Raw genomic sequence first — 18,367 nt, forward strand, 5'->3', positions numbered from 1 at the left:
CTGCGCATACGCGGGCCTTCTCTTTCACCAGGAGGAGCCTTATGCCTCATTTGTTGGAAATGAAAAACATCACCAAATCCTTTGGGCAAGTAAAAGCCGTGGATAACGTGAGTCTGGCCCTGGACGCTGGAGAAGTGATGTCGCTGTGCGGTGAAAATGGCTCAGGCAAATCCACGCTGATGAAAGTGCTGTGTGGTATTTACCCTCACGGCAGCTATGAAGGTGAGATCTGGTTTGCCGGTGAGCCGCTGCAGGCGAGTCACATTCGCGACACTGAGCGCAAAGGCATCGCCATCATTCATCAGGAACTGGCGCTGGTGAAGCATCTTACGGTGCTGGAAAACATCTTCCTCGGCGTAGAAATTACTCGCCACGGCCTGCTCGACTTCGATGCCATGACGTTACGCTGCCAGAAGCTGCTTGCCCAGGTGAACCTTACGCTCTCCCCGGAAACACGCGTAGGAGATTTAGGGCTGGGGCAGCAGCAATTGGTTGAGATCGCGAAGGCGCTGAACAAGCAGGTGCGGTTGCTGATTCTGGACGAACCCACCGCTTCGCTCACCGAGCAGGAAACCGCCGTACTGCTCGGGATAATTCGCGATCTGCAGGCGCACGGCATCGCCTGTATTTATATCTCCCACAAGCTCAATGAAGTAAAAGCCATTTCCGACACCATCTGCGTGATTCGTGACGGGCAGCCCATCGGCACCCGCGAAGCTAAGCAGATGAGCGAGGACGATATCATCACCATGATGGTTGGCCGGGAACTGACGGCGTTGTATCCCAGTGAACCTCACCAAACCGGCGATGAGATCCTGCGCGTCGAACACCTTACCGCATGGCACCCGGTCATCCGACACATCAAGCGGGTCAACGATGCCTCTTTTTCTCTGCGAAAAGGGGAAATCCTGGGCATTGCCGGTTTGGTCGGGGCCGGAAGAACCGAGGCGGTGCAGTGTCTGTTTGGCGTTTGGCAGGGGCGCTGGGAAGGAAAGATCTACATCGACGGGCAGCAGGTTCGTATCAATAACTGTCAGCAGGCTATCGCTCACGGCATCGCCATGGTGCCAGAAGATCGTAAGAAGGACGGCATCGTGCCGGTCATGGCCGTGGGGCAAAACATCACGCTTGCCGCATTGAGTCAGTTTACTGGCGCACTAAGCAGCCTGGATGAAGCGCAAGAGCAGCACTGCATGCTGCAGTCGCTGACACGCCTGAAAGTCAAAACGTCATCGCCCAGCCTGGCGATTGGCCGCCTGAGCGGTGGGAACCAGCAAAAAGCAATTCTTGCCCGCTGCCTGTTGCTCAATCCGCGCATCCTGATACTCGATGAACCCACTCGAGGCATCGACATTGGCGCGAAATACGAGATCTACAAACTTATCAATCAACTGGTGCAGCAGGGGATCGCCGTCATTGTCATCTCCTCTGAACTACCGGAAGTGCTCGGCCTGAGCGATCGCGTACTGGTGATGCACGAAGGCCGCATTAAAGCCGATTTGATTAACCATAATCTGACCCAGGAAAAGGTCATGGAAGCCGCCCTGAGGAGTGACCCCCATGTCGAAAAGCAATTTGTCTGAAATGAAACTGACGGCACCAGGCCGCGCCTCCGTTGGGGCATTAAAATCGCTGAATTTGCAGGTTTTTGTCATGATTGCCGCCATCCTCGTCATCATGCTGTTCTTTACGTGGCAAACGGACGGCGCTTACCTGAGCGCCCGCAACGTCTCCAACCTGCTTCGGCAAACGGCTATTACCGGCATCCTCGCGGTGGGTATGGTGTTCGTCATTATTTCGGCTGAAATCGACCTCTCGGTTGGCTCAATGATGGGTCTTCTGGGCGGCGTAGCAGCCATTTTTGACGTCTGGCTCGGCTGGCCTCTGCCACTCACAATTGTTGTCACGCTGGTCCTGGGCCTGGTTCTCGGGGCATGGAACGGATGGTGGATTGCCTATCGCAAAGTACCGTCGTTTATCGTCACGCTCGCGGGCATGCTGGCGTTTCGGGGAATTTTAATCGGCATCACCAATGGCACCACCGTGTCGCCTACTAGCGGAGCCATGTCGCAAATCGGGCAAAGCTACCTGTCAGATGGCATTGGCTTTACCGTTGGCGTTATCGGTTTGATGGGCTTTATTGCCTGGCAATGGAGCCTACGCATTCGCCGTCAGGCTCTGGGCCTTGCCGCGCCCGCGTCGGGTAGCGTTGTTGGCCGCCAGGCAATCACCGCCGTGATCGTACTCGGCGCCATCTGGCTGTTGAACGACTATCGCGGCGTGCCCACGCCGGTATTGATCCTTGCGCTGCTGCTGCTCTCCGGGATGTTTATGGCTACCCGAACTGCGTTTGGCCGCCGTATCTACGCCATCGGCGGCAATATTGATGCTGCACGCCTTTCGGGAATCAACGTCGAGCGTACCAAGCTAGCGGTGTTTGCTATAAATGGCCTGATGGTGGCGATTGCCGGGCTGATTCTTAGCTCGCGCCTCGGAGCAGGCTCACCTTCCGCCGGGAACATCGCCGAACTGGATGCCATTGCCGCCTGTGTTATTGGTGGAACCAGCCTGGCGGGTGGTATCGGCAGCGTTGCCGGTGCGGTGATGGGGGCATTTATTATGGTTTCGCTCGACAACGGCATGAGCATGATGGACGTCCCGACCTTCTGGCAGTACATCGTGAAAGGCGCCATTTTGCTGCTCGCGGTGTGGATGGATTCTGCGACCAAACGCCGGGCGTAATGTGCCTGGCGGGCAAAACGTGCAAACGATCACAATGCCGGGTGGCGTTCCCCGGCTCGCTCGCGGCTGTGATATGCAGACATCTGGTTAGCTACGGGAAACTATCGGCATGTTTGAGAAACGTCATCGCATTACGCTGTTATTCAACGCCAATAAAGTCTATGACCGTCAGGTAGTCGAAGGCGTGGGGGAATATTTGCAGGCCTCTCAGTCAGAATGGGACATTTTTATCGAAGAAGACTTTCGCGCCCGGATCGATAATATCAAAGAGTGGCTGGGCGACGGCGTGATTGCCGATTTTGACGATCGGGAGATTGAACACTTGCTGGAAGGCGCCGAAGTCCCGATTGTCGGCGTCGGTGGCTCCTACCACACGCCGGAGCACTATCCCGCAGTGCATTACATCGCGACCGACAACCACGCGCTGGTGGAAAGCGCCTTCCTGCACCTGAAAGAGAAAGGCGTGCAGCGTTTTGCGTTTTATGGGTTGCCTGGCTCAAGCGGCAAACGTTGGGCGGCCGAACGCGAGCACGCTTTTCGTCAATTGGTTGCGAAGGAAAAGTACCGGGGCGTGGTTTATCAGGGCATAGAAACGGCACCAGAAAACTGGCAGCACGCCCAAAACCGCCTGGCGGACTGGGTACAAACGCTGCCGCCGCAAACCGGCATTATTGCGGTCACGGACGCCCGAGCCCGACACCTGCTGCAGGTCTGCGAGCACCTGCATATCCCCGTCCCGGAAAAGCTTTGCGTTATCGGTATCGATAACGAGGAGCTGACCCGTTATTTATCGCGGGTCGCGCTTTCGTCAGTCGCGCAGGGTACTCGTCAGATGGGCTACCAGGCCGCCAAACTGCTACACCGCCTGCTGGACAGCGAAATCCTGCCGCTCCAGCGTGTGCTAGTGCCGCCGGTGAGGGTTGTGGAACGCCGCTCCACGGATTATCGCTCGCTGCATGACCCGGCGGTAATCCAGGCGATGCACTACATCCGCAATCACGCCTGCAAAGGGATCAAGGTCGAACAAGTGCTGGATGCGGTCGGGATCTCACGTTCGAACCTGGAGAAACGTTTTAAAGAAGAGGTCGGCGAGACGATTCACGCGGTGATCCACGCCGAAAAACTGGAAAAAGCGCGCAGCCTACTGATTTCAACTTCTTTATCTATCAATGAAATATCACAGATGTGCGGCTACCCGTCTTTGCAATATTTCTATTCGGTATTTAAAAAAGAGTATGACGCCACGCCTAAAGAACACCGCGATCGCTTTAGCGAAATTTTAGTTTAAAACTATAAATAACAATGCCCTCCGAAGAGGGCATTAATTTAAATGTCCAAATGGGATCAGAATTAATTCGGCAGCATTAAACGCTGGTTGCTCTGATACATCGCGAACAGGAAGTTATTATAGCTTGAGCCTTTCGCCGAATACCCTTTCAGCTTGTGAATCATATTATTAGCCGTCACTTCCTGATCCGCTTTGCGCAGCTTGGCACGCTCTTTACGGAACGAAGAATAGGCCGGATGGGTATTCAGGTTAGCTACGTAAGCATTCACGCCTTCATTCACAGAGCCGTAATGCAGGTAACCTTTCACTTTACCGGGCTCGCTGTTGCAATGGCGCTTGGTGCACTTCATGCCAAACAGATTGTTGTTGCTGCGGGCAAGTTTGGATGTACCCCAGCCGCTTTCCGCCGCTGCCATTGTCGCCACCATATTGGTAGGAATGATATCGACTTTTTCCAGCAGGCTGTTCCACGGCACACGGTTGGTGTTGCCGCGCCACGCCACCTTGTAGCGTTGGGTAATTTCTTTCAGACGTGCACGCTCATTCGGCGACCAGCGCTTTTCGTACTGCTTTGAAATCAACCAGTTACGGTCGGCAGTTATCGCTGCATTTTGGCGGGTAATATATGGCATGACCGTCCGGAGAAACGCTTTTTTCCTTGGTGTCCCGGAAGGGTATTTTCGCAAATCAGGAAGCGAACCATTTTCACTATTGCGAGAATACTCTTTTTTACTACTTGCCAGTTTACTGCTTACCGCTTTCTTGCTGCTTACTTTCGTTATATGGGCCTTGCTGTGCGATTTAGGCTCATGTTTACTGGCGAGCGCGTGACTTGAAAAGCCCACGGTCAGCAGCATGAGTATCGCGGCCCCGAATCGTCGAAATGGGGGTGATATCATTAGCTCTCCTGGTCGGATCGATCGTTTCCAGTGCCTTATTTTTTAAAAGGTTTTAGAAAAATAGAGGCGAATTATATCAAAATTAACCGCTCAGAGCACCTTTAGAAATAGTACTATTCCGAAACAATGTCACCTATGAACTTCTTATGGTGATAAAAAGTATTGTAAAATTCGGGGCTTAATCACACTTCGCGGCACAGTAAAAAAATGCACTGCGGAGGATGATTCCCGCATTTAGAGAGTGAGATTATTGGTTATATTTTTAAGGTGGCGGCGGCAATAGCCTGACGGCGGAACGACCGGGGTTAAGGCGCTCAAATAACATTTGATACAGGAAGACTGGCAACATGAGCCTGGTGCAGAACCTGATAAAAAAAGCCTTTGCAACGGCGAACGCTAACGAAGCCGCAAGCTTCCTTGCCAGCGCGTGCAACCGTATGAAAGCGCATAATAAAGAGCAAATTCAGGCCGAGGTTAGCGCAGCATTAGTCAACGTTAATCTTGTTCGCATCAGTGAAAAACCGCCGCAAACCAAAACGGTTTACCAGGACTCTCCGGAAACCCTCCGTCGCCTGAGAGAAGCTGAGTCACTCTCCACCAGCCTGCTTGCCCAGCTGCGAGAAGCCCAGCAGCGCTCCACTCAGGGTAACACCGTAGAGACGACCGCCCGCTTGCAACGATATGAAAAACAGGTCGCAGAGCTCCAGAAAGCGCTGAATATCAGTCAGGAAATGCACCTGAAAGAATCAGCCCTGGTGCGCAGCGTGATGCAGCGGGAAATCGACGAGCTGAAAAGCCTGCTGAACCGCCAGAAAGAGTCCGGCTCCGGGCTGCTGGAGACACATCAGCGGGAAAAGGGCGAGCTTCATCAGCGCCTGGAAGCCGCCGACGAACTGATTAAAACCCAGCAGGAAGCGCGCTACAAAGCGGAAGCGGAAGTGGCGATCCTGCAGGAAAAACTCGAGAATCTGCGCGCCGATAACCATTACAGCTTTGAGCAGTGTGAAACCCTGAACGCCAGGCTCACCAAAACAATCGATGAGCTGCTCGCCACCCGCAACACGCTGAGCGCCCACTTCGGCCACTGGTTAACGAACAAATAAAAACGTTAACGCCGTCACTCACCCCGGCGGCTACACCCTGCAAAACACACGGGCAGGATGAGCGCATGTTTCCAGGGGCATGGCAAACTGCGCAATAAATCCTCACTGGATGATGCGTATGACACGACTCTCTCTCTGCCTGTTGTTCACGCCCTGCCTTGCATACGCGGGCTGGAACGCGCCTGGGCTTTCTGCTTTTCAGGCCACAAATCCGGGCTTGTTTACCAGCGCAACACACCTCGATAAAAGTACCCTTCCCCTTAGGCTGACGCAGGATAATCAATGCTGGCAGCCCTCAGAGGCCATCAAACTTAATCAGGTTCTGTCCCTGACGCCTTGCGCCGGGGATGCCCCGACATGGCGGGTTTTCCGCGGCGGAGAGTACCAGGCGCAAATAGATACCCGCAGCGGGACGCCAACGCTGATGCTGAGCCTTCAGCCGGAGGCCAGCATTCAGCCCCTGCAAGCGATGGCGCAGTGCCCGAAATGGGATGGAAAGCCGCTCAACGTCGATGTCAGCAGCACTTTTGCTGAAGGGTCGGTTGTGCGGGATTTCTACAGCGGGAATACGGTCCAGGTTAAGCAAGGCCACATCACGCTGATGCCGGTGGCCGGAAGCGACGGTTTATTGCTGTTGGAGTCCGTCACCGTGGAGAAGCCAGCCCCGTTTAGCTGGCAGAATGCGACGGTCTATTTCGTTCTCACCGACCGTTTTGAAAACGGCAACCCGGCGAACGACCACAGCTATGGCCGCCATAAAGACGGCATGCAGGAAATAGGCACCTTCCACGGCGGCGACCTTGCCGGGCTGACCAGCAAACTGGATTACCTGCAGCAGCTTGGCATTAACGCGCTCTGGATAAGCTCCCCGCTGGAGCAAATTCACGGCTGGGTGGGCGGCGGCACCAAAGGTGATTTCCCGCATTACGCCTACCACGGCTATTACACCCAGGACTGGACGAAGCTTGATGCCAACATGGGCAACGAAGCCGATCTTCGCCGACTGGTGGATGAAGCCCATCAGCGCGGGATCCGCATTCTGTTTGACGTCGTGATGAATCACACCGGATACGCGACGCTCGCCGACATGCAGGAATACCAGTTTGGCGCCCTCTATCTCAAAGGTGATGAACTTAAAAAAACCCTCGGCGAGCGCTGGACTGACTGGAAGCCAGCGCCGGGCCAAAGCTGGCACAGCTTTAACGATTACATCAACTTCAGCGACAAGGCCGCATGGGATAAGTGGTGGGGCAAAGCCTGGATCAGGACGGATATTGGCGATTACGACAATCCCGGTTTTGACGACTTAACCATGTCGCTCGCCTTCCTGCCCGATTTGAAAACCGAAGCGACCGCTCCAGCAGAATTACCGGCGTTTTACAGCCACAAGCTGGATACCGCCGCAAAGGCGATACCGGGCTACACGGTTCGCGATTACCTGACTCACTGGCTAAGTCAGTGGGTGCGTGACTACGGCATTGATGGCTTCAGGGTCGATACGGCAAAACACGTCGAAAAAGCGGCCTGGCAGCAATTAAAAACACAATCCAGCGCGGCATTGGCTGAATGGAAACAGGCCAACCCAGACAAAAAAATCGACGATGCGCCGTTCTGGATGACGGGCGAAGCCTGGGGACACGGCGTGATGAAAAGCGACTACTACGCCAGCGGCTTCGACGCGATGATCAACTTCGACTATCAGGAACAGGCGGCCAAAGCGGTGGATTGCCTGGCGACGATTGACCCAACCTGGCAGCAAATGTCTGACAAACTTCAGCAATTCAACGTGCTGAGCTACCTCTCCTCCCACGACACCCGCCTGTTCAGGGAAGGTGGACAAAAAGCGGCGGAGCTGTTGCTGCTCACGCCAGGCGCGGTGCAGATTTTCTACGGGGATGAAACCCAAAGGCCGTTTGGCCCGACGGGCTCTGACCCGCTACAGGGCACCCGCTCGGACATGAACTGGCAGGATGCCACCGGCCCACAGGCCGCGACGCTTGCCCACTGGCAGAAGCTGAGCCAGTTCCGCGCCCGCCACCAGGCCATCGGCGCAGGAAAACAAACCACGTTGAGCGTAAAACAGGGCTATGCCTTTAGCCGGGTCAGTGGCGATGACAAGGTGATAGTGGTGTGGGCGGGCAATCCTTAGGCGTTAAAGCCCCTCAGCGAGGGAGAAAACAAGCTGCGGGAGCCAGGGCTTATTCCCTCTCCCTTGAGGGAGAGGGTTAGGGTTAGGGTTAGGGTTAGGGTAACAACGCCACATCCCTGAAAAGAGCGCCCGGCTTCAACATATCCTGCTGCACAGCACAAATCACACAGCATATTCGCCAACAGTGGCTATGCTTACCGGGTTTGCACGGCGTTATTTGTAGCGCTATGGTTAGCCTCTTTTCAAAAGTATTCAGCAGACCCACGTTATGACGTTTTCACTTTTCGGCGATAAATTCACCCGCCATGCAGGCATCACTCGCCTGATGGAGGATCTCAACGACGGCCTGCGCACGCCAGGCGCCATCATGCTTGGCGGTGGCAACCCTGCGCAGATCCCGGCGATGAACGACTACTTCCAGCAACTGCTTTCCGAGATGCTGGCCAGCGGTAAACTGACCGACACGCTATGCAACTACGACGGTCCGCAGGGGAAAAGTGAACTGCTAAAACTGCTTGCCGGTATGCTGCGCGATGAACTAGGTTGGGACATCGAACCACAGAATATTGCACTAACAAACGGCAGTCAGAGCGCGTTTTTCTACTTGTTTAACCTTTTCGCCGGACGTCATGCGGATGGTCGCACCAAAAAGGTGCTCTTCCCGCTGGCACCGGAGTACATTGGCTACGCGGATGCCGGACTGGAAGAAGAGCTGTTTGTCTCCACTCGTCCGAACATCGAACTGTTGCCGGAAGGCCAGTTTAAGTACCACGTTGACTTCGAACACCTGCATATCGGCGAAGATACCGGCATGATCTGCGTATCTCGTCCGACAAACCCAACCGGCAACGTAATCACCGACGAAGAGCTGATGAAGCTGGACGCGCTGGCGAACCAGCACGGCATTCCGCTGGTGATCGATAACGCCTACGGCGTGCCTTTCCCCGGCATCATCTTTAGCGAAGCCCGCCCGCTGTGGAACCCGAACATCATCCTGTGCATGAGTCTGTCCAAGCTCGGCCTGCCGGGCAGCCGCTGTGGGATCATTATCGCTAACGAGAAAATCATCTCCGCCATCAGTAACATGAACGGCATTATCAGCCTGGCGCCGGGCGGCATTGGCCCAGCCATGGCCTGCGAAATGATTAAGCGGAACGATCTGCTGCGCCTGTCTGAAACGGTTATCAAGCCGTTCTACTACCAGCGCGTGCATGAAACTATCGCCGTGCTCCGCCGCTATCTGTCGCCGGAACGCTGCCTGATCCACAAGCCGGAAGGCGCTATCTTCCTGTGGCTGTGGTTTAAAGACCTGCCGATCACCACCGAGCTGCTGTACCAGCGCCTGAAAAAGCGCGGCGTACTGATGGTGCCGGGCGATTACTTCTTCCCGGGGCTGGACAAGCCGTGGCCGCACACGCACCAGTGCATGCGCATGAACTATGTCCCGGAGCCGGAAAAGATCGAGGCAGGGGTGAAAATCCTGGCTGAAGAGATTGAGCGAGCCTGGGCGGAAGCCGAATAACGAGTAACAATGTAAAACGGGGCTTAATGCCCCGTTTTCTTATCTCACCACTAAAGCGTCATAGCCTTTCCAGCGGTAGTTCAGCATCGAAATCCCCCAGCAGGCGATAAACAGCCCGACCACAACAAATCCGGCGTTGCCGAGGTTGTCGTTGAGCGCGCTAACCCACTGCCAGACCCCGTCCTCTAACTGGAATTTATCAGCCAGCAGGCCCAGCGCTTCAAGCCCACCGATAAACAACGCCACCACCACAGAAGTGCCGGTAATCGTCATGTTGTAGTAGAGCTTGCGCTGCGGTTTGTTAAACGCCCAGCCGTAGGCACCCACCATAATCACGTTGTCGAGGGTATCCACCAGCGCCATGCCGCTGGCAAACAGCGCCGGGAATACCAGAATCGACCAGATGGACATGCCGCTGGAGGCGCTGGCGGCAGAAATGCCCAACACACCAATTTCGGTGGCGGTGTCAAAGCCGAGGCCGAACAGGAAGCCGACCAGGTACATGTGCCAGCTTTTGCCGATCAGGCGAAAAACAGAGTTAAACAGCCAGCTCATCATGCCGCCGCCGGTCATTTCCGTCGCATCTGCAGCCAGCGGTTCACCGCGTTTAAGCTGGCGGAAGTTGCGCCACACGCCACGCAGGATGACCAAGTTAACCAGCGCCATCGCCAGCAGGAAGCAGGCCGACACGGCGGTGCCGATCACGCCGCCAACGTCATGGAACCAGTCCATTTTTTGCTGGAAAGCCGCAGCAGTAGCTGCAATGGCGACAGAAGCCAGAATCACAATGCTGGAGTGACCCAACGAGAACCAGGCTCCCACGCCAAACGGGCGTTTGCCCTGCTGCATCATTTTGCGGGTGACGTTATCAATCGCGGCGATATGGTCGGCGTCTACCGCGTGGCGCAGGCCGTAGCACCAGGCCAACAGGCTAGCCGCCATCAGCGCCGAGCTGTGGTTAAACGCCGCCAGCGCCCAGGCCCAGGCAGCAAAGTTAGCAGCCACTAAAACCGCCAGTAGCAGGCCGGCGCGCGGGTTGTCACGAAGAACACGCATTAACATCTTTTTTATCCTTGTGGTGGTTCAAATAGCGGGCAGCGGCAACCACTGCCTGCCCCAGGGAAAGCGCCCCGTCACCGGCGGGAAGCCGCGTCGGGAAGAGAGGGGTGAAATCGGAGAGATAGAACGCCAGGCGCTCGCGCAGCAGCCGGTTGTGCAGCACGCCACCGCAGCAGGCCACGGTGGTCACGCCGGTGAGCAGGGCATGATGGCGAACCAGCGCCGACAGGCCTTTCGCCAGGGCATCGTGAAACGCCCAGGCCCGCGCTCCGGCCTCGCCCTGCCAGCCAAACCATTGCCGCCAGAAGGCCGCCAGATCGAGATGACCGTTCACCAACGGCAGCGTGACAGGGTGCGAGCAGGGGCCAGCGTCCAGCGCCAGGGCTTCAAGGCGACAGGCGGCTTCGCCTTCATAGCTTTGTTGGTAAGGCGCACAGTTGAGCGCGGTGGCAACGGCATCAAACAGCCGCCCGCAGGATGAGGCTAGTGGGGCATTAACTCCGCGATCCACCGCTTTTGCCAGAGGTCGCCACGCCTGCGCCCGCACCGCCTCCGTTTCGGGATAACGCTGCCAGCCGGGCACAAATGCCTCGCACTGCGCGAGCAGGTTACGCCACGGCTGCACGGCGGCCAGATCTCCCCCCGGCAACGCCACGGCCGGCAATCCGCCGAGAGAGACACAGCGCCGGTAATTCACCAGCAGGCATTCGCCGCCCCAAAGCTTGCCGGCTTCGCCATAGCCAATGCCGTCCAGCGCAAGGGCAATGACGTTACCGCCGCTCAGCGGCCAGCCGTGTTCGGCCAGGCAGGCCGCCGCGTGGGCGTGGTGATGCAGCACCTCGGTAACCGGAAGCGCCATGTCATGCCCAATCTGCGCGCTGCGGTAGCAAGGATGAGCGTCGAGTGCGACATGCCCTGCCTTAAAGCCGTAGATCTCACTCATCAGCGCCAGCGAGCTTTGCCATTGGGCCTCCACGCCCTCCTGCGCCAGATCGCCCAAATGCTGACTGAGCACCGCCTGCCCGCCGCGAACCAGGCAGAAGGTATTTTTGAGATCGCCCCCCAACGCCAGAATCGGCGGCAGGTCTTTAAAGCCAGTGGGTAAAGGAAACGCGTCCGGCACAAAGCCTCGCGCACGGCGCAGCATTTCGCCGCTGGCTCGCATCACCGAGTCGTCCATGCGCTGAAGAATGTCGCGGTTATGCAGCAAAAAACCGTCGGCAATACCGCCCAAATCCTGAAGCGCCTGAACATTGTCGATAGCCGGCGGCCTGCCGTTGAGGTTCCCGGAGGTCATCACCAGCGGGCCACCAAAATCCTGAACCAGCAGGTGCTGGAGCGGATTAGCGGGCAGCATTACGCCGGTTTCGTTTCGCCCCGGCGCCACGGCAGCGCTCAGCTCAGGCAAAAAATCACTCGCCACCAGCACCACCGGTGCTGCAGGCGTGGCAAGCAGCGCCATGGCCTCATCAGGCAACCCTTCGGGCGTAGCAATCATCACCGCCAGTGGTTTGGCGGGCCGCTGCTTACGCGCCCGGAGGCGTTCAACGGCGACATTGTTACGGGCATCCACGGCAAGGTGAAAACCGCCCAAACCTTTAACCGCCACGATTTTTCCCTCACGCAGCGCGGCAACGGCCAGGGCAACCGCCTGCTCGCCGTCCAGTCGCTGCGCACCCTGCTGCCAGTAGATCTGCGGCCCGCAGTCCGGGCAGGCTACCGGCTGAGCGTGAAAACGCCTGTCCATCGGGTTGCGATATTCTTCCTCGCAGGCGGCACAGAGCGGAAACGCCGCCATCACCGTGGACGGGCGGTCATAAGGCATCGCCCGGATGATGGTGAAACGTGGCCCACAGTGGGTGCAGTTGATAAACGGGTAGCGGTAGCGGCGGTCGGTCGGATCGTTAAGCTCGCGCAGGCATTCCGGGCAGGTGGCGGCATCCGGCACGATTTGGGTGTCCATCGCGCCATGGCCGCTGTGGCGAATGCTAAAGTCCTGGGGCAAAACGTCCCAGAAAATTGGCTGCTGCGCCACGCTGTCGATGCGCGCCAGCGGCGGGCAGTATTCGTGCAGTTCGCTCAGAAAAGCTTCCGGGCTGGCCACCAGACGAACCACAACGCCTTCGCCATCGTTGCAGACATCGCCCATCAGCTTCAGCCGCTGTGCGATTTGACAGACAAAGGGGCGGAAGCCAACGCCCTGGACTTTGCCGCGAATGCGGAATTCGGTGCCCCTCACCCTGGCCCTCTCCCCAGAGGGGAGAGGGGACAAATCGAGTTCAGACTCCACGATTCCTCCGTCCGAGGTGAGGGTAAAAATCACGCTTCCACCGCCTCGCGCAGCCGTGCCTTCATGTTGTTATAGGTCGTTTGCGCATAGCTCTCCGCCCACGCCTGATCCTCAATCGCGCTAACGTTCACCGCGCAATATTTGGTTTCCGGCGTTTTGGAGATCGGGTCGAGATTATCCTGCGTCAGCTCGTTACAGGCGCCAATCCACCATTGATAGGTCATATAGATGGAGCCTTTGTTAATGCGCTCGTTCACGTCCGCGCGGCTGATAACCTTGCCGCGACGCGAACTAACCCAGACCAGTTGCCGATCTTTGATACCTAGCGCGTCCGCATCCAGCGGGTTGATTTGTACAAAGCCGGGTTCATCAGCGAGGGTTTGCAGCGCCGCGCAGTTGCCGGTCATCGAGCGGCAGGAGTAGTGCCCGACTTCGCGGACGGTGCAAAGCACCAGCGGGTAGGTATCGTCAGGCACTTCGGCGGGCGCACGCCAGGCGGCGGCAAACAGTTGCCCTTTGCCGCTTGGCGTGTCGAATTTGCTGTCTTTGTAGAGATACGGCGTACCGGGGTGGTCCAGCGTCGGGCAAGGCCACTGCACGTGCCCCATATCACCCATTTTTTCGTAGGTGACGCCGTAAAACAGCGGGCACAGCTCACGCAGCTCATCCCAGATTTGCTGGTTGTTTTCATAGTGCATTGGGTAGCCCATCGCCGTCGAAAGCAGGCTGATGATTTCCCAGTCGCGCTTCACGTTGTATTTCGCCTCGATGGCTTTCTCGAAGCGCTGGAAGCCCCGGTCGGCACAGGTAAAGACACCGCCGTGCTCGCCCCAGGAGGTCGCCGGCAGCAGCACGTCCGCTACTTCGGCGGTTTTGGTCATGAAGATGTCCTGCACCACCACAAAGTCTAGCGCCTCAAATCCTTTGCGCACCAGGCCCAGGTCCGCTTCGGTCTGGAGTGGATCTTCACCCATGATGTAGTAGGCTTTGATTTTGCCCTCTATCGCCAGGTGCGGCACTTCGGTAATGCGCACGCCAACTTCGTCATCCATCACCGCCGGGTCAATCCCCCAGGATTTAGCAAACTTCGCGCGCACTTCAGGATCAACCACATCCTGGTAGCCGGGGAACTGGTTAGGCAACACGCCCATATCACAGGCTCCCTGCACATTGTTCTGGCCACGAACCGGGCCAACGCCGACATTTTCACGGCCCAGGTTACCGGTGAGCAGCGCCAGGCTGGACAGCCCTTTGACCACGTCAACAGCCTGGCCGAACTGGGTTACGCCCATGCCCCACATGATGGTGGCGGAAGGCGCTGCGGCGAAGGTGCGCATCGCCTGGCGAACCAGCTGAGCCGGTACGCCGGTTAAATGCTCGACGTCCTCCGGCGCGTAGTCCTTCACGGTTTCGCGGTAAGCCTCCAGCCCTTCGGCATATTTGGCGACGTACTCTTTGTCGTACAGCTGCTCTTCCAGCAGGACATAGCCAAAGGCGTTCACCAGCGCCATGTTGCAGCCGTTTTTGATTTGCAGGTGCTGATCGGCAATGCGGGCGGTTTCGATGCGGCGCGGGTCACAGACGATGATTTTCGCGCCGTTGCTTTTGGCTTTAATCACCCGACGAGCCACGATAGGGTGCGAATCGGCGCAGTTGTAGCCCACCACCAGCAGGCATTTGGAGTTTTCGATATCGCCGATGGAGTTGCTCATCGCCCCGTTCCCCAGCGTTGCCTGCAGCCCGGCCACGCTTGGGCCGTGGCAAACGCGGGCGCAGCAGTCGACGTTGTTGGTGTTCAGCACCGCGCGGGCGAATTTCTGCATCACAAAGTTGGTTTCGTTCCCCGTTCCGCGCGAAGAACCGGTGGTCATAATGGCGCGAGGGCCGAACTGCTCTTTGATCGCCTTCAGGCGCGCAGCGGTATAGCTAATCGCTTCTTCCCAGCTTACCGGCTGCAGTTTGCCGCCCTTCTCGTAGCGGATCATCGGCTGCGTCAGGCGTGGCGTCAGCAGTTTGGTGTCGTTAAGAAAATCCCAGCCGTAGTAGCCTTTCAGGCAGAGTTCGTTTTGGTTAGTCACGCCCCCGGCCGCTTCGGCGCGAATAATTTTGTTGTTCTCAACGACCAGTTTCAGTTTGCAGCCGGCCCCGCAGTAAGGGCAGACGCTGGTAATTTTTTTCATCAGTAACAGACCTGTTAAAAGTTGAAATGCAAAGGGATTAGAAAGTCAGTGCCGCAGGGGCATCTAACGCGGCACGGCGACGTTTTTCCGCGCTCATTTGTTCCAGCCGGTTACGGTCCACGCACAGGATGGCGTTGGTCGGGCAGGCTTCCAGGCAGGCCGGGCCAGCCTCGCGGTGGTAGCAAAGGTCGCATTTGTTGGCCTCAGCTTTTTCCGCCATCACGTTCAGCCCTGCACCGCTGTTGCGGATCACTGGCCGCACGACGACCTCCATCGCGCCATAAGGGCAGGCAACGACGCAGGTTTTGCAGCCGATGCAGCGTTCCTGCATGACGTGGACAAAGCCCTGGTCCCGGCTGATGGCGCCGTTAGGGCAGACGTTGGCACAGGGCGCGTCCTCGCACTGGCGACACATGGTGGCGGTAGACACATTCACGCCTTTGATGACGTGAATACGCGGTAAGAAGGTTTGGGGGGTCAGCGCCGAACAGTCCTGGTTCTCCTGGTGAGAGACCACGCACGCCACCTCACAAGTGCGGCAGCCGATGCATTTGCTAGAATCGGCAATGATGAAGCGGTTCATCATGAACTCCTGCAATAAGTGTGTTATTGCGTGGGGTTATTCATAAAGCGTGCCAGGTTTGCAGGCTGCGCGGTTAGCGGGTTTGACGAGAGGTAAGAGGGATATTCGACACTTTTGACGATGTCATTTTGGTAACAGTAGTCATTAATGACCCTCACCCTCTCCCCCACGGGGAGAGGGTGAGGGTGAGAGTGAGAGGAAAGACTAGAAAGGCGTTTCGCTCTCTGAAATCGCGAGGGGCTCATACCCACCAAAACCCGTCCACGTCGCCAGCCGCTGATAAACCTGCTCCACCGCCACTTTCACCGCCTCCGTCATCGGATAGTAGAAGCCGACGATATCCGGCTGAATGCCGAGGAACACCACTTCCCCCACGTCCTCTTTCAGCTGATCGACCAGATAATTGAGCGGCATATTGTGGGTGGTCATCATAAACATTTCGGCGATATCGTCCGGGTTAATGACGCGGATCTCGCCGGGGTTGAGCATCATGTCGGTGGCATCCACAATCAGCAGCATTTCCGGACGCAGTTCGCGGATGGCAACCACGTCGTTTTCCGGCGCGCTACCACCGTCGATCACCACCCAGTCGCCCTGCGGAGAAGCCTGACACTTCTCGGCCAGCAGCGGGCCAGCCCCGTCGTCACCCATCATGCTGTTGCCTACGCAAAGCAGTACCTTAGTCATAGCGTCTCCTTACCATCAGGTAGATGGCGGGTTCTTGTTGAATGGCCTGCAGCATGTCGAGCAGCGCCTGGCTCCAGGCCAGCTGTTCCGGGGTCTGCGTCGGCTTAGCGGCATCCAGCGCCCGGGCCAGCATCACCACGTGATTCTGGTCGATAACGATTTCGCCGTAGCGCGGCACGCCGTTCATTTTGCGCCGGGCCTCGCCGTCAGCTTCAAGCGTGGCAATCCACGCCTGATAGGCTTCCAGCGGGCAAACCAGGCTCTCTTTCAGGCAGTCGATTACCCCCAAATGGTGGCCAATCGCCAGGCTGTAGTAGACCACCTGCTGAGCGTCAGCCGGGGTGTTGTCGTTCTCATCGACAAACTTGCGGCTGAGCTGACAGAACACCACCGACTCGCTCATTACACGCGCTCCTGATGAACCAGTTGCTCAAGGTTAGTGACGATTTCCGTCAGGCGTGGGTCGCTTTCCGCGCTCAGCCACTGCTGAACGGCATCGCCCCCGGTTGTCAGGTTAGTCATGTAGCTGTCGGCAATCTGACGGCCATAGCGGTAACCGGCCAGACGGCGAGCGGCGCGGTCAATGCGCACGCGCAGCGGCTGAACCATATCCGGGTGGAGGATTTTTGCCGGCTCAACGTCCAGCTCGCTTGCCGGGCGCGCATGGATTTTTTGTTCCAGCAGGCCAAGCGCCATCGCAAACCCGTACAGCGTGGCTGCGGGCGTTGGCGGGCAGCCGGGAATGTACACATCGACCGGCACGATTTTTTCGGTCCCGCCCCAGACGCAGTAAAGGTCGTGGAAGATCCCGCCGCTGTTGCCGCAGGCGCCGTAGGAGATGCAAATTTTAGGATCGGGCGCCGACTCCCAGGCACGCAGCGCCGGGGAACGCATCGCGCGGGTTACCGCCCCGGTAAACAGCAGAATATCGGCATGGCGGGGGGAAGGAACCACTTTGATCCCAAAGCGTTCTGCATCGAAAAGTGGCGAAAGCGTAGCAAAAATCTCGATTTCGCAGCCGTTACAGCCGCCACAGTCCACGCGGTAAACGTAGGCTGAGCGTTTGATGTTTTTCAGCAGCGACGCCTTCATGCTGGCGATAGATTCGTCCACCGTCATCGGCACCGGAATGCCGTTGTGGTCGCGCGGCCCCAGTAGGTTACTCATTAGCTGGCCTCTCTCATCTGACGGCTAAAGTCGATCCGGTCGGACGACACCAGGCTTTGCTGGCGCTTGCAGTCCGGGCAGGTTTCAAATGCTGTACGACGGCTTTCCGCGCGGGAATCGCCGTTGTGCTCAAGCAGCGCAATGGCGTAGTCGATCTCTTTTTGCACGGCAAACGGGCGACCACATTCGCGGCAGTTACACAGCGGGAAGCAGGCCTGCTGCAGGAAGTCGGCTTTGTTCCACACCGCCAGCTCGTACTGCTGTGAGGGTTTGATGGCGGCCGTCGGGCAAACCTCTTCACAGCGCCCGCAGAAGATGCAGCGCCCGAGGTTAAAGCTCCACTGCAGTTGCCCGGCGGCAAGATCGGTCTCAACGCTCAGGGCGTTGGACGGGCAGGCGTTCACGCAGGCCGCACAGCCGATACATTGCTGCGGATTGTGCTCCGGTTTGCCGCGAAAATTCGGGTCGACGGCAATGGGCTGGAGCGGGTAAGACTCGGTTGCCACGCCGCCCTTGATGGCTTTTTTGATGAAGTTAAACATGCGTTTTCCTTGTTTGCCGGGTCTTAGAGCAACCCCTCACTCTAACCCTCTCCCCTGAGGGCAGAGGGAACAGATCGAGTACGATGCCACCTCCCCCCATAAGAGGTGAGAGACAGATCGAAGCCGGTTTTCCCCCTCGCCCTATCAGGGAGAGGA

At 57.4% G+C, this 18,367-nt stretch carries 15 protein-coding genes; 6 read left to right on the forward strand and 9 right to left on the reverse strand.

The annotated features are described in order from the left end of the window. Positions 1–41 precede the first annotated feature (41 nt). From ACR6JA_RS16740 to xylR, 3 genes are all read left to right on the forward strand, one after another. The gene (locus tag ACR6JA_RS16740; protein ID WP_494494218.1) at positions 42–1,583 is read left to right on the forward strand and encodes a xylose ABC transporter ATP-binding protein; all 1,542 of its coding nucleotides are present in this window, start codon (positions 42–44) and stop codon (positions 1,581–1,583) included. Beyond that, positions 1,561–2,742, forward strand: a complete 1,182-nt coding sequence (gene xylH / locus ACR6JA_RS16745; protein WP_494494219.1) for a xylose ABC transporter permease XylH — start codon at positions 1,561–1,563, stop codon at positions 2,740–2,742. The genes ACR6JA_RS16740 and xylH overlap by 23 nt, the downstream gene beginning before the upstream one ends. A gap of 109 nt (positions 2,743–2,851) precedes the next feature. Further along, on the forward strand, positions 2,852–4,030 hold the full coding sequence (gene xylR / locus ACR6JA_RS16750; RefSeq protein WP_166878899.1) for a D-xylose utilization transcriptional activator XylR: 1,179 nt from the start codon (positions 2,852–2,854) through the stop codon (positions 4,028–4,030). Positions 4,031–4,092: 62 nt separating this feature from the next. Here xylR and ACR6JA_RS16755 read toward each other — a convergent pair whose 3' ends face one another. Further along, positions 4,093–4,929 carry a protein bax gene (locus ACR6JA_RS16755; RefSeq protein ID WP_494494220.1) on the reverse strand — a complete coding sequence of 279 codons (837 nt, stop codon included), beginning with the start codon at positions 4,927–4,929 and terminating at the stop codon, positions 4,093–4,095. 347 nt (positions 4,930–5,276) lie between these two features. On the opposite strand from ACR6JA_RS16755, the gene ACR6JA_RS16760 reads away from it, so the two are divergent. The 3 genes from ACR6JA_RS16760 to avtA all read left to right on the forward strand — a co-directional run bounded on the left by ACR6JA_RS16760 (position 5,277) and on the right by avtA (position 9,703). Then, positions 5,277–6,032, forward strand: a complete 756-nt coding sequence (locus ACR6JA_RS16760; protein ID WP_494494221.1) for a hypothetical protein — start codon at positions 5,277–5,279, stop codon at positions 6,030–6,032. Positions 6,033–6,150: 118 nt separating this feature from the next. Next, a complete protein-coding gene (locus ACR6JA_RS16765; RefSeq protein WP_494494222.1) occupies positions 6,151–8,181 on the forward strand; it encodes an alpha-amylase in 2,031 nt (676 codons plus the stop codon). 268 nt (positions 8,182–8,449) lie between these two features. After that, positions 8,450–9,703, forward strand: coding sequence for a valine--pyruvate transaminase (avtA, locus tag ACR6JA_RS16770; RefSeq protein ID WP_494494223.1), 1,254 nt, complete (start codon positions 8,450–8,452; stop codon positions 9,701–9,703). Positions 9,704–9,742: 39 nt separating this feature from the next. Here avtA and ACR6JA_RS16775 read toward each other — a convergent pair whose 3' ends face one another. The 8 genes from ACR6JA_RS16775 to ACR6JA_RS16810 all read right to left on the reverse strand — a co-directional run bounded on the left by ACR6JA_RS16775 (position 9,743) and on the right by ACR6JA_RS16810 (position 18,211). Further along, a complete protein-coding gene (locus tag ACR6JA_RS16775; RefSeq protein WP_494494224.1) occupies positions 9,743–10,765 on the reverse strand; it encodes a HoxN/HupN/NixA family nickel/cobalt transporter in 1,023 nt (340 codons plus the stop codon). Beyond that, positions 10,743–13,001, reverse strand: a complete 2,259-nt coding sequence (gene hypF / locus ACR6JA_RS16780) for a carbamoyltransferase HypF (protein ID WP_494494225.1) — start codon at positions 12,999–13,001, stop codon at positions 10,743–10,745. Before hypF ends, ACR6JA_RS16775 begins: the two co-directional genes overlap by 23 nt. Before the next feature lie 80 nt (positions 13,002–13,081). After that, positions 13,082–15,232 (reverse strand): formate dehydrogenase subunit alpha, encoded by a 2,151-nt coding sequence (gene fdhF, locus ACR6JA_RS16785; RefSeq protein WP_494494226.1) that lies wholly within the window; start codon positions 15,230–15,232, stop codon positions 13,082–13,084. 37 nt (positions 15,233–15,269) lie between these two features. Then, positions 15,270–15,815, reverse strand: coding sequence for an electron transport protein HydN (gene hydN, locus ACR6JA_RS16790; protein ID WP_008457677.1), 546 nt, complete (start codon positions 15,813–15,815; stop codon positions 15,270–15,272). Positions 15,816–16,019: 204 nt separating this feature from the next. Next, positions 16,020–16,502 carry a hydrogenase maturation peptidase HycI gene (hycI, locus tag ACR6JA_RS16795; RefSeq protein ID WP_494494227.1) on the reverse strand — a complete coding sequence of 161 codons (483 nt, stop codon included), beginning with the start codon at positions 16,500–16,502 and terminating at the stop codon, positions 16,020–16,022. Then, the gene (locus ACR6JA_RS16800) at positions 16,495–16,905 is read right to left on the reverse strand and encodes a formate hydrogenlyase maturation HycH family protein (protein ID WP_213713474.1); all 411 of its coding nucleotides are present in this window, start codon (positions 16,903–16,905) and stop codon (positions 16,495–16,497) included. Before ACR6JA_RS16800 ends, hycI begins: the two co-directional genes overlap by 8 nt. After that, positions 16,905–17,669, reverse strand: coding sequence for an NADH-quinone oxidoreductase subunit B family protein (locus ACR6JA_RS16805; protein WP_494494228.1), 765 nt, complete (start codon positions 17,667–17,669; stop codon positions 16,905–16,907). The genes ACR6JA_RS16800 and ACR6JA_RS16805 overlap by 1 nt, the downstream gene beginning before the upstream one ends. Beyond that, positions 17,669–18,211, reverse strand: a complete 543-nt coding sequence (locus ACR6JA_RS16810) for a formate hydrogenlyase complex iron-sulfur subunit (RefSeq protein WP_494494229.1) — start codon at positions 18,209–18,211, stop codon at positions 17,669–17,671. The genes ACR6JA_RS16805 and ACR6JA_RS16810 overlap by 1 nt, the downstream gene beginning before the upstream one ends. Positions 18,212–18,367: the final 156 nt, after the last annotated feature.

The organism is Cedecea sp. B1(4), from assembly GCF_059414925.1.

Excerpts from the sequence above, each read along its gene's own strand:
- ACR6JA_RS16810 (WP_494494229.1), bottom strand. The coding sequence starts at position 18,211 with ATGTTTAACTTCATCAAAAAAGCCATCAAGGGCGGCGTGGCAACCGAG.
- ACR6JA_RS16765 (WP_494494222.1), top strand. The coding sequence starts at position 6,151 with ATGACACGACTCTCTCTCTGCCTGTTGTTCACGCCCTGCCTTGCATAC.
- ACR6JA_RS16800 (WP_213713474.1), bottom strand. The coding sequence starts at position 16,905 with ATGAGCGAGTCGGTGGTGTTCTGTCAGCTCAGCCGCAAGTTTGTCGAT.
- avtA (WP_494494223.1), top strand. The coding sequence starts at position 8,450 with ATGACGTTTTCACTTTTCGGCGATAAATTCACCCGCCATGCAGGCATC.
- xylH (WP_494494219.1), top strand. The coding sequence starts at position 1,561 with ATGTCGAAAAGCAATTTGTCTGAAATGAAACTGACGGCACCAGGCCGC.
- ACR6JA_RS16760 (WP_494494221.1), top strand. The coding sequence starts at position 5,277 with ATGAGCCTGGTGCAGAACCTGATAAAAAAAGCCTTTGCAACGGCGAAC.
- ACR6JA_RS16755 (WP_494494220.1), bottom strand. The coding sequence starts at position 4,929 with ATGATATCACCCCCATTTCGACGATTCGGGGCCGCGATACTCATGCTG.
- ACR6JA_RS16775 (WP_494494224.1), bottom strand. The coding sequence starts at position 10,765 with ATGTTAATGCGTGTTCTTCGTGACAACCCGCGCGCCGGCCTGCTACTG.
- ACR6JA_RS16805 (WP_494494228.1), bottom strand. The coding sequence starts at position 17,669 with ATGAGTAACCTACTGGGGCCGCGCGACCACAACGGCATTCCGGTGCCG.
- ACR6JA_RS16740 (WP_494494218.1), top strand. The coding sequence starts at position 42 with ATGCCTCATTTGTTGGAAATGAAAAACATCACCAAATCCTTTGGGCAA.
- hycI (WP_494494227.1), bottom strand. The coding sequence starts at position 16,502 with ATGACTAAGGTACTGCTTTGCGTAGGCAACAGCATGATGGGTGACGAC.
- fdhF (WP_494494226.1), bottom strand. The coding sequence starts at position 15,232 with ATGAAAAAAATTACCAGCGTCTGCCCTTACTGCGGGGCCGGCTGCAAA.
- xylR (WP_166878899.1), top strand. The coding sequence starts at position 2,852 with ATGTTTGAGAAACGTCATCGCATTACGCTGTTATTCAACGCCAATAAA.
- hydN (WP_008457677.1), bottom strand. The coding sequence starts at position 15,815 with ATGAACCGCTTCATCATTGCCGATTCTAGCAAATGCATCGGCTGCCGC.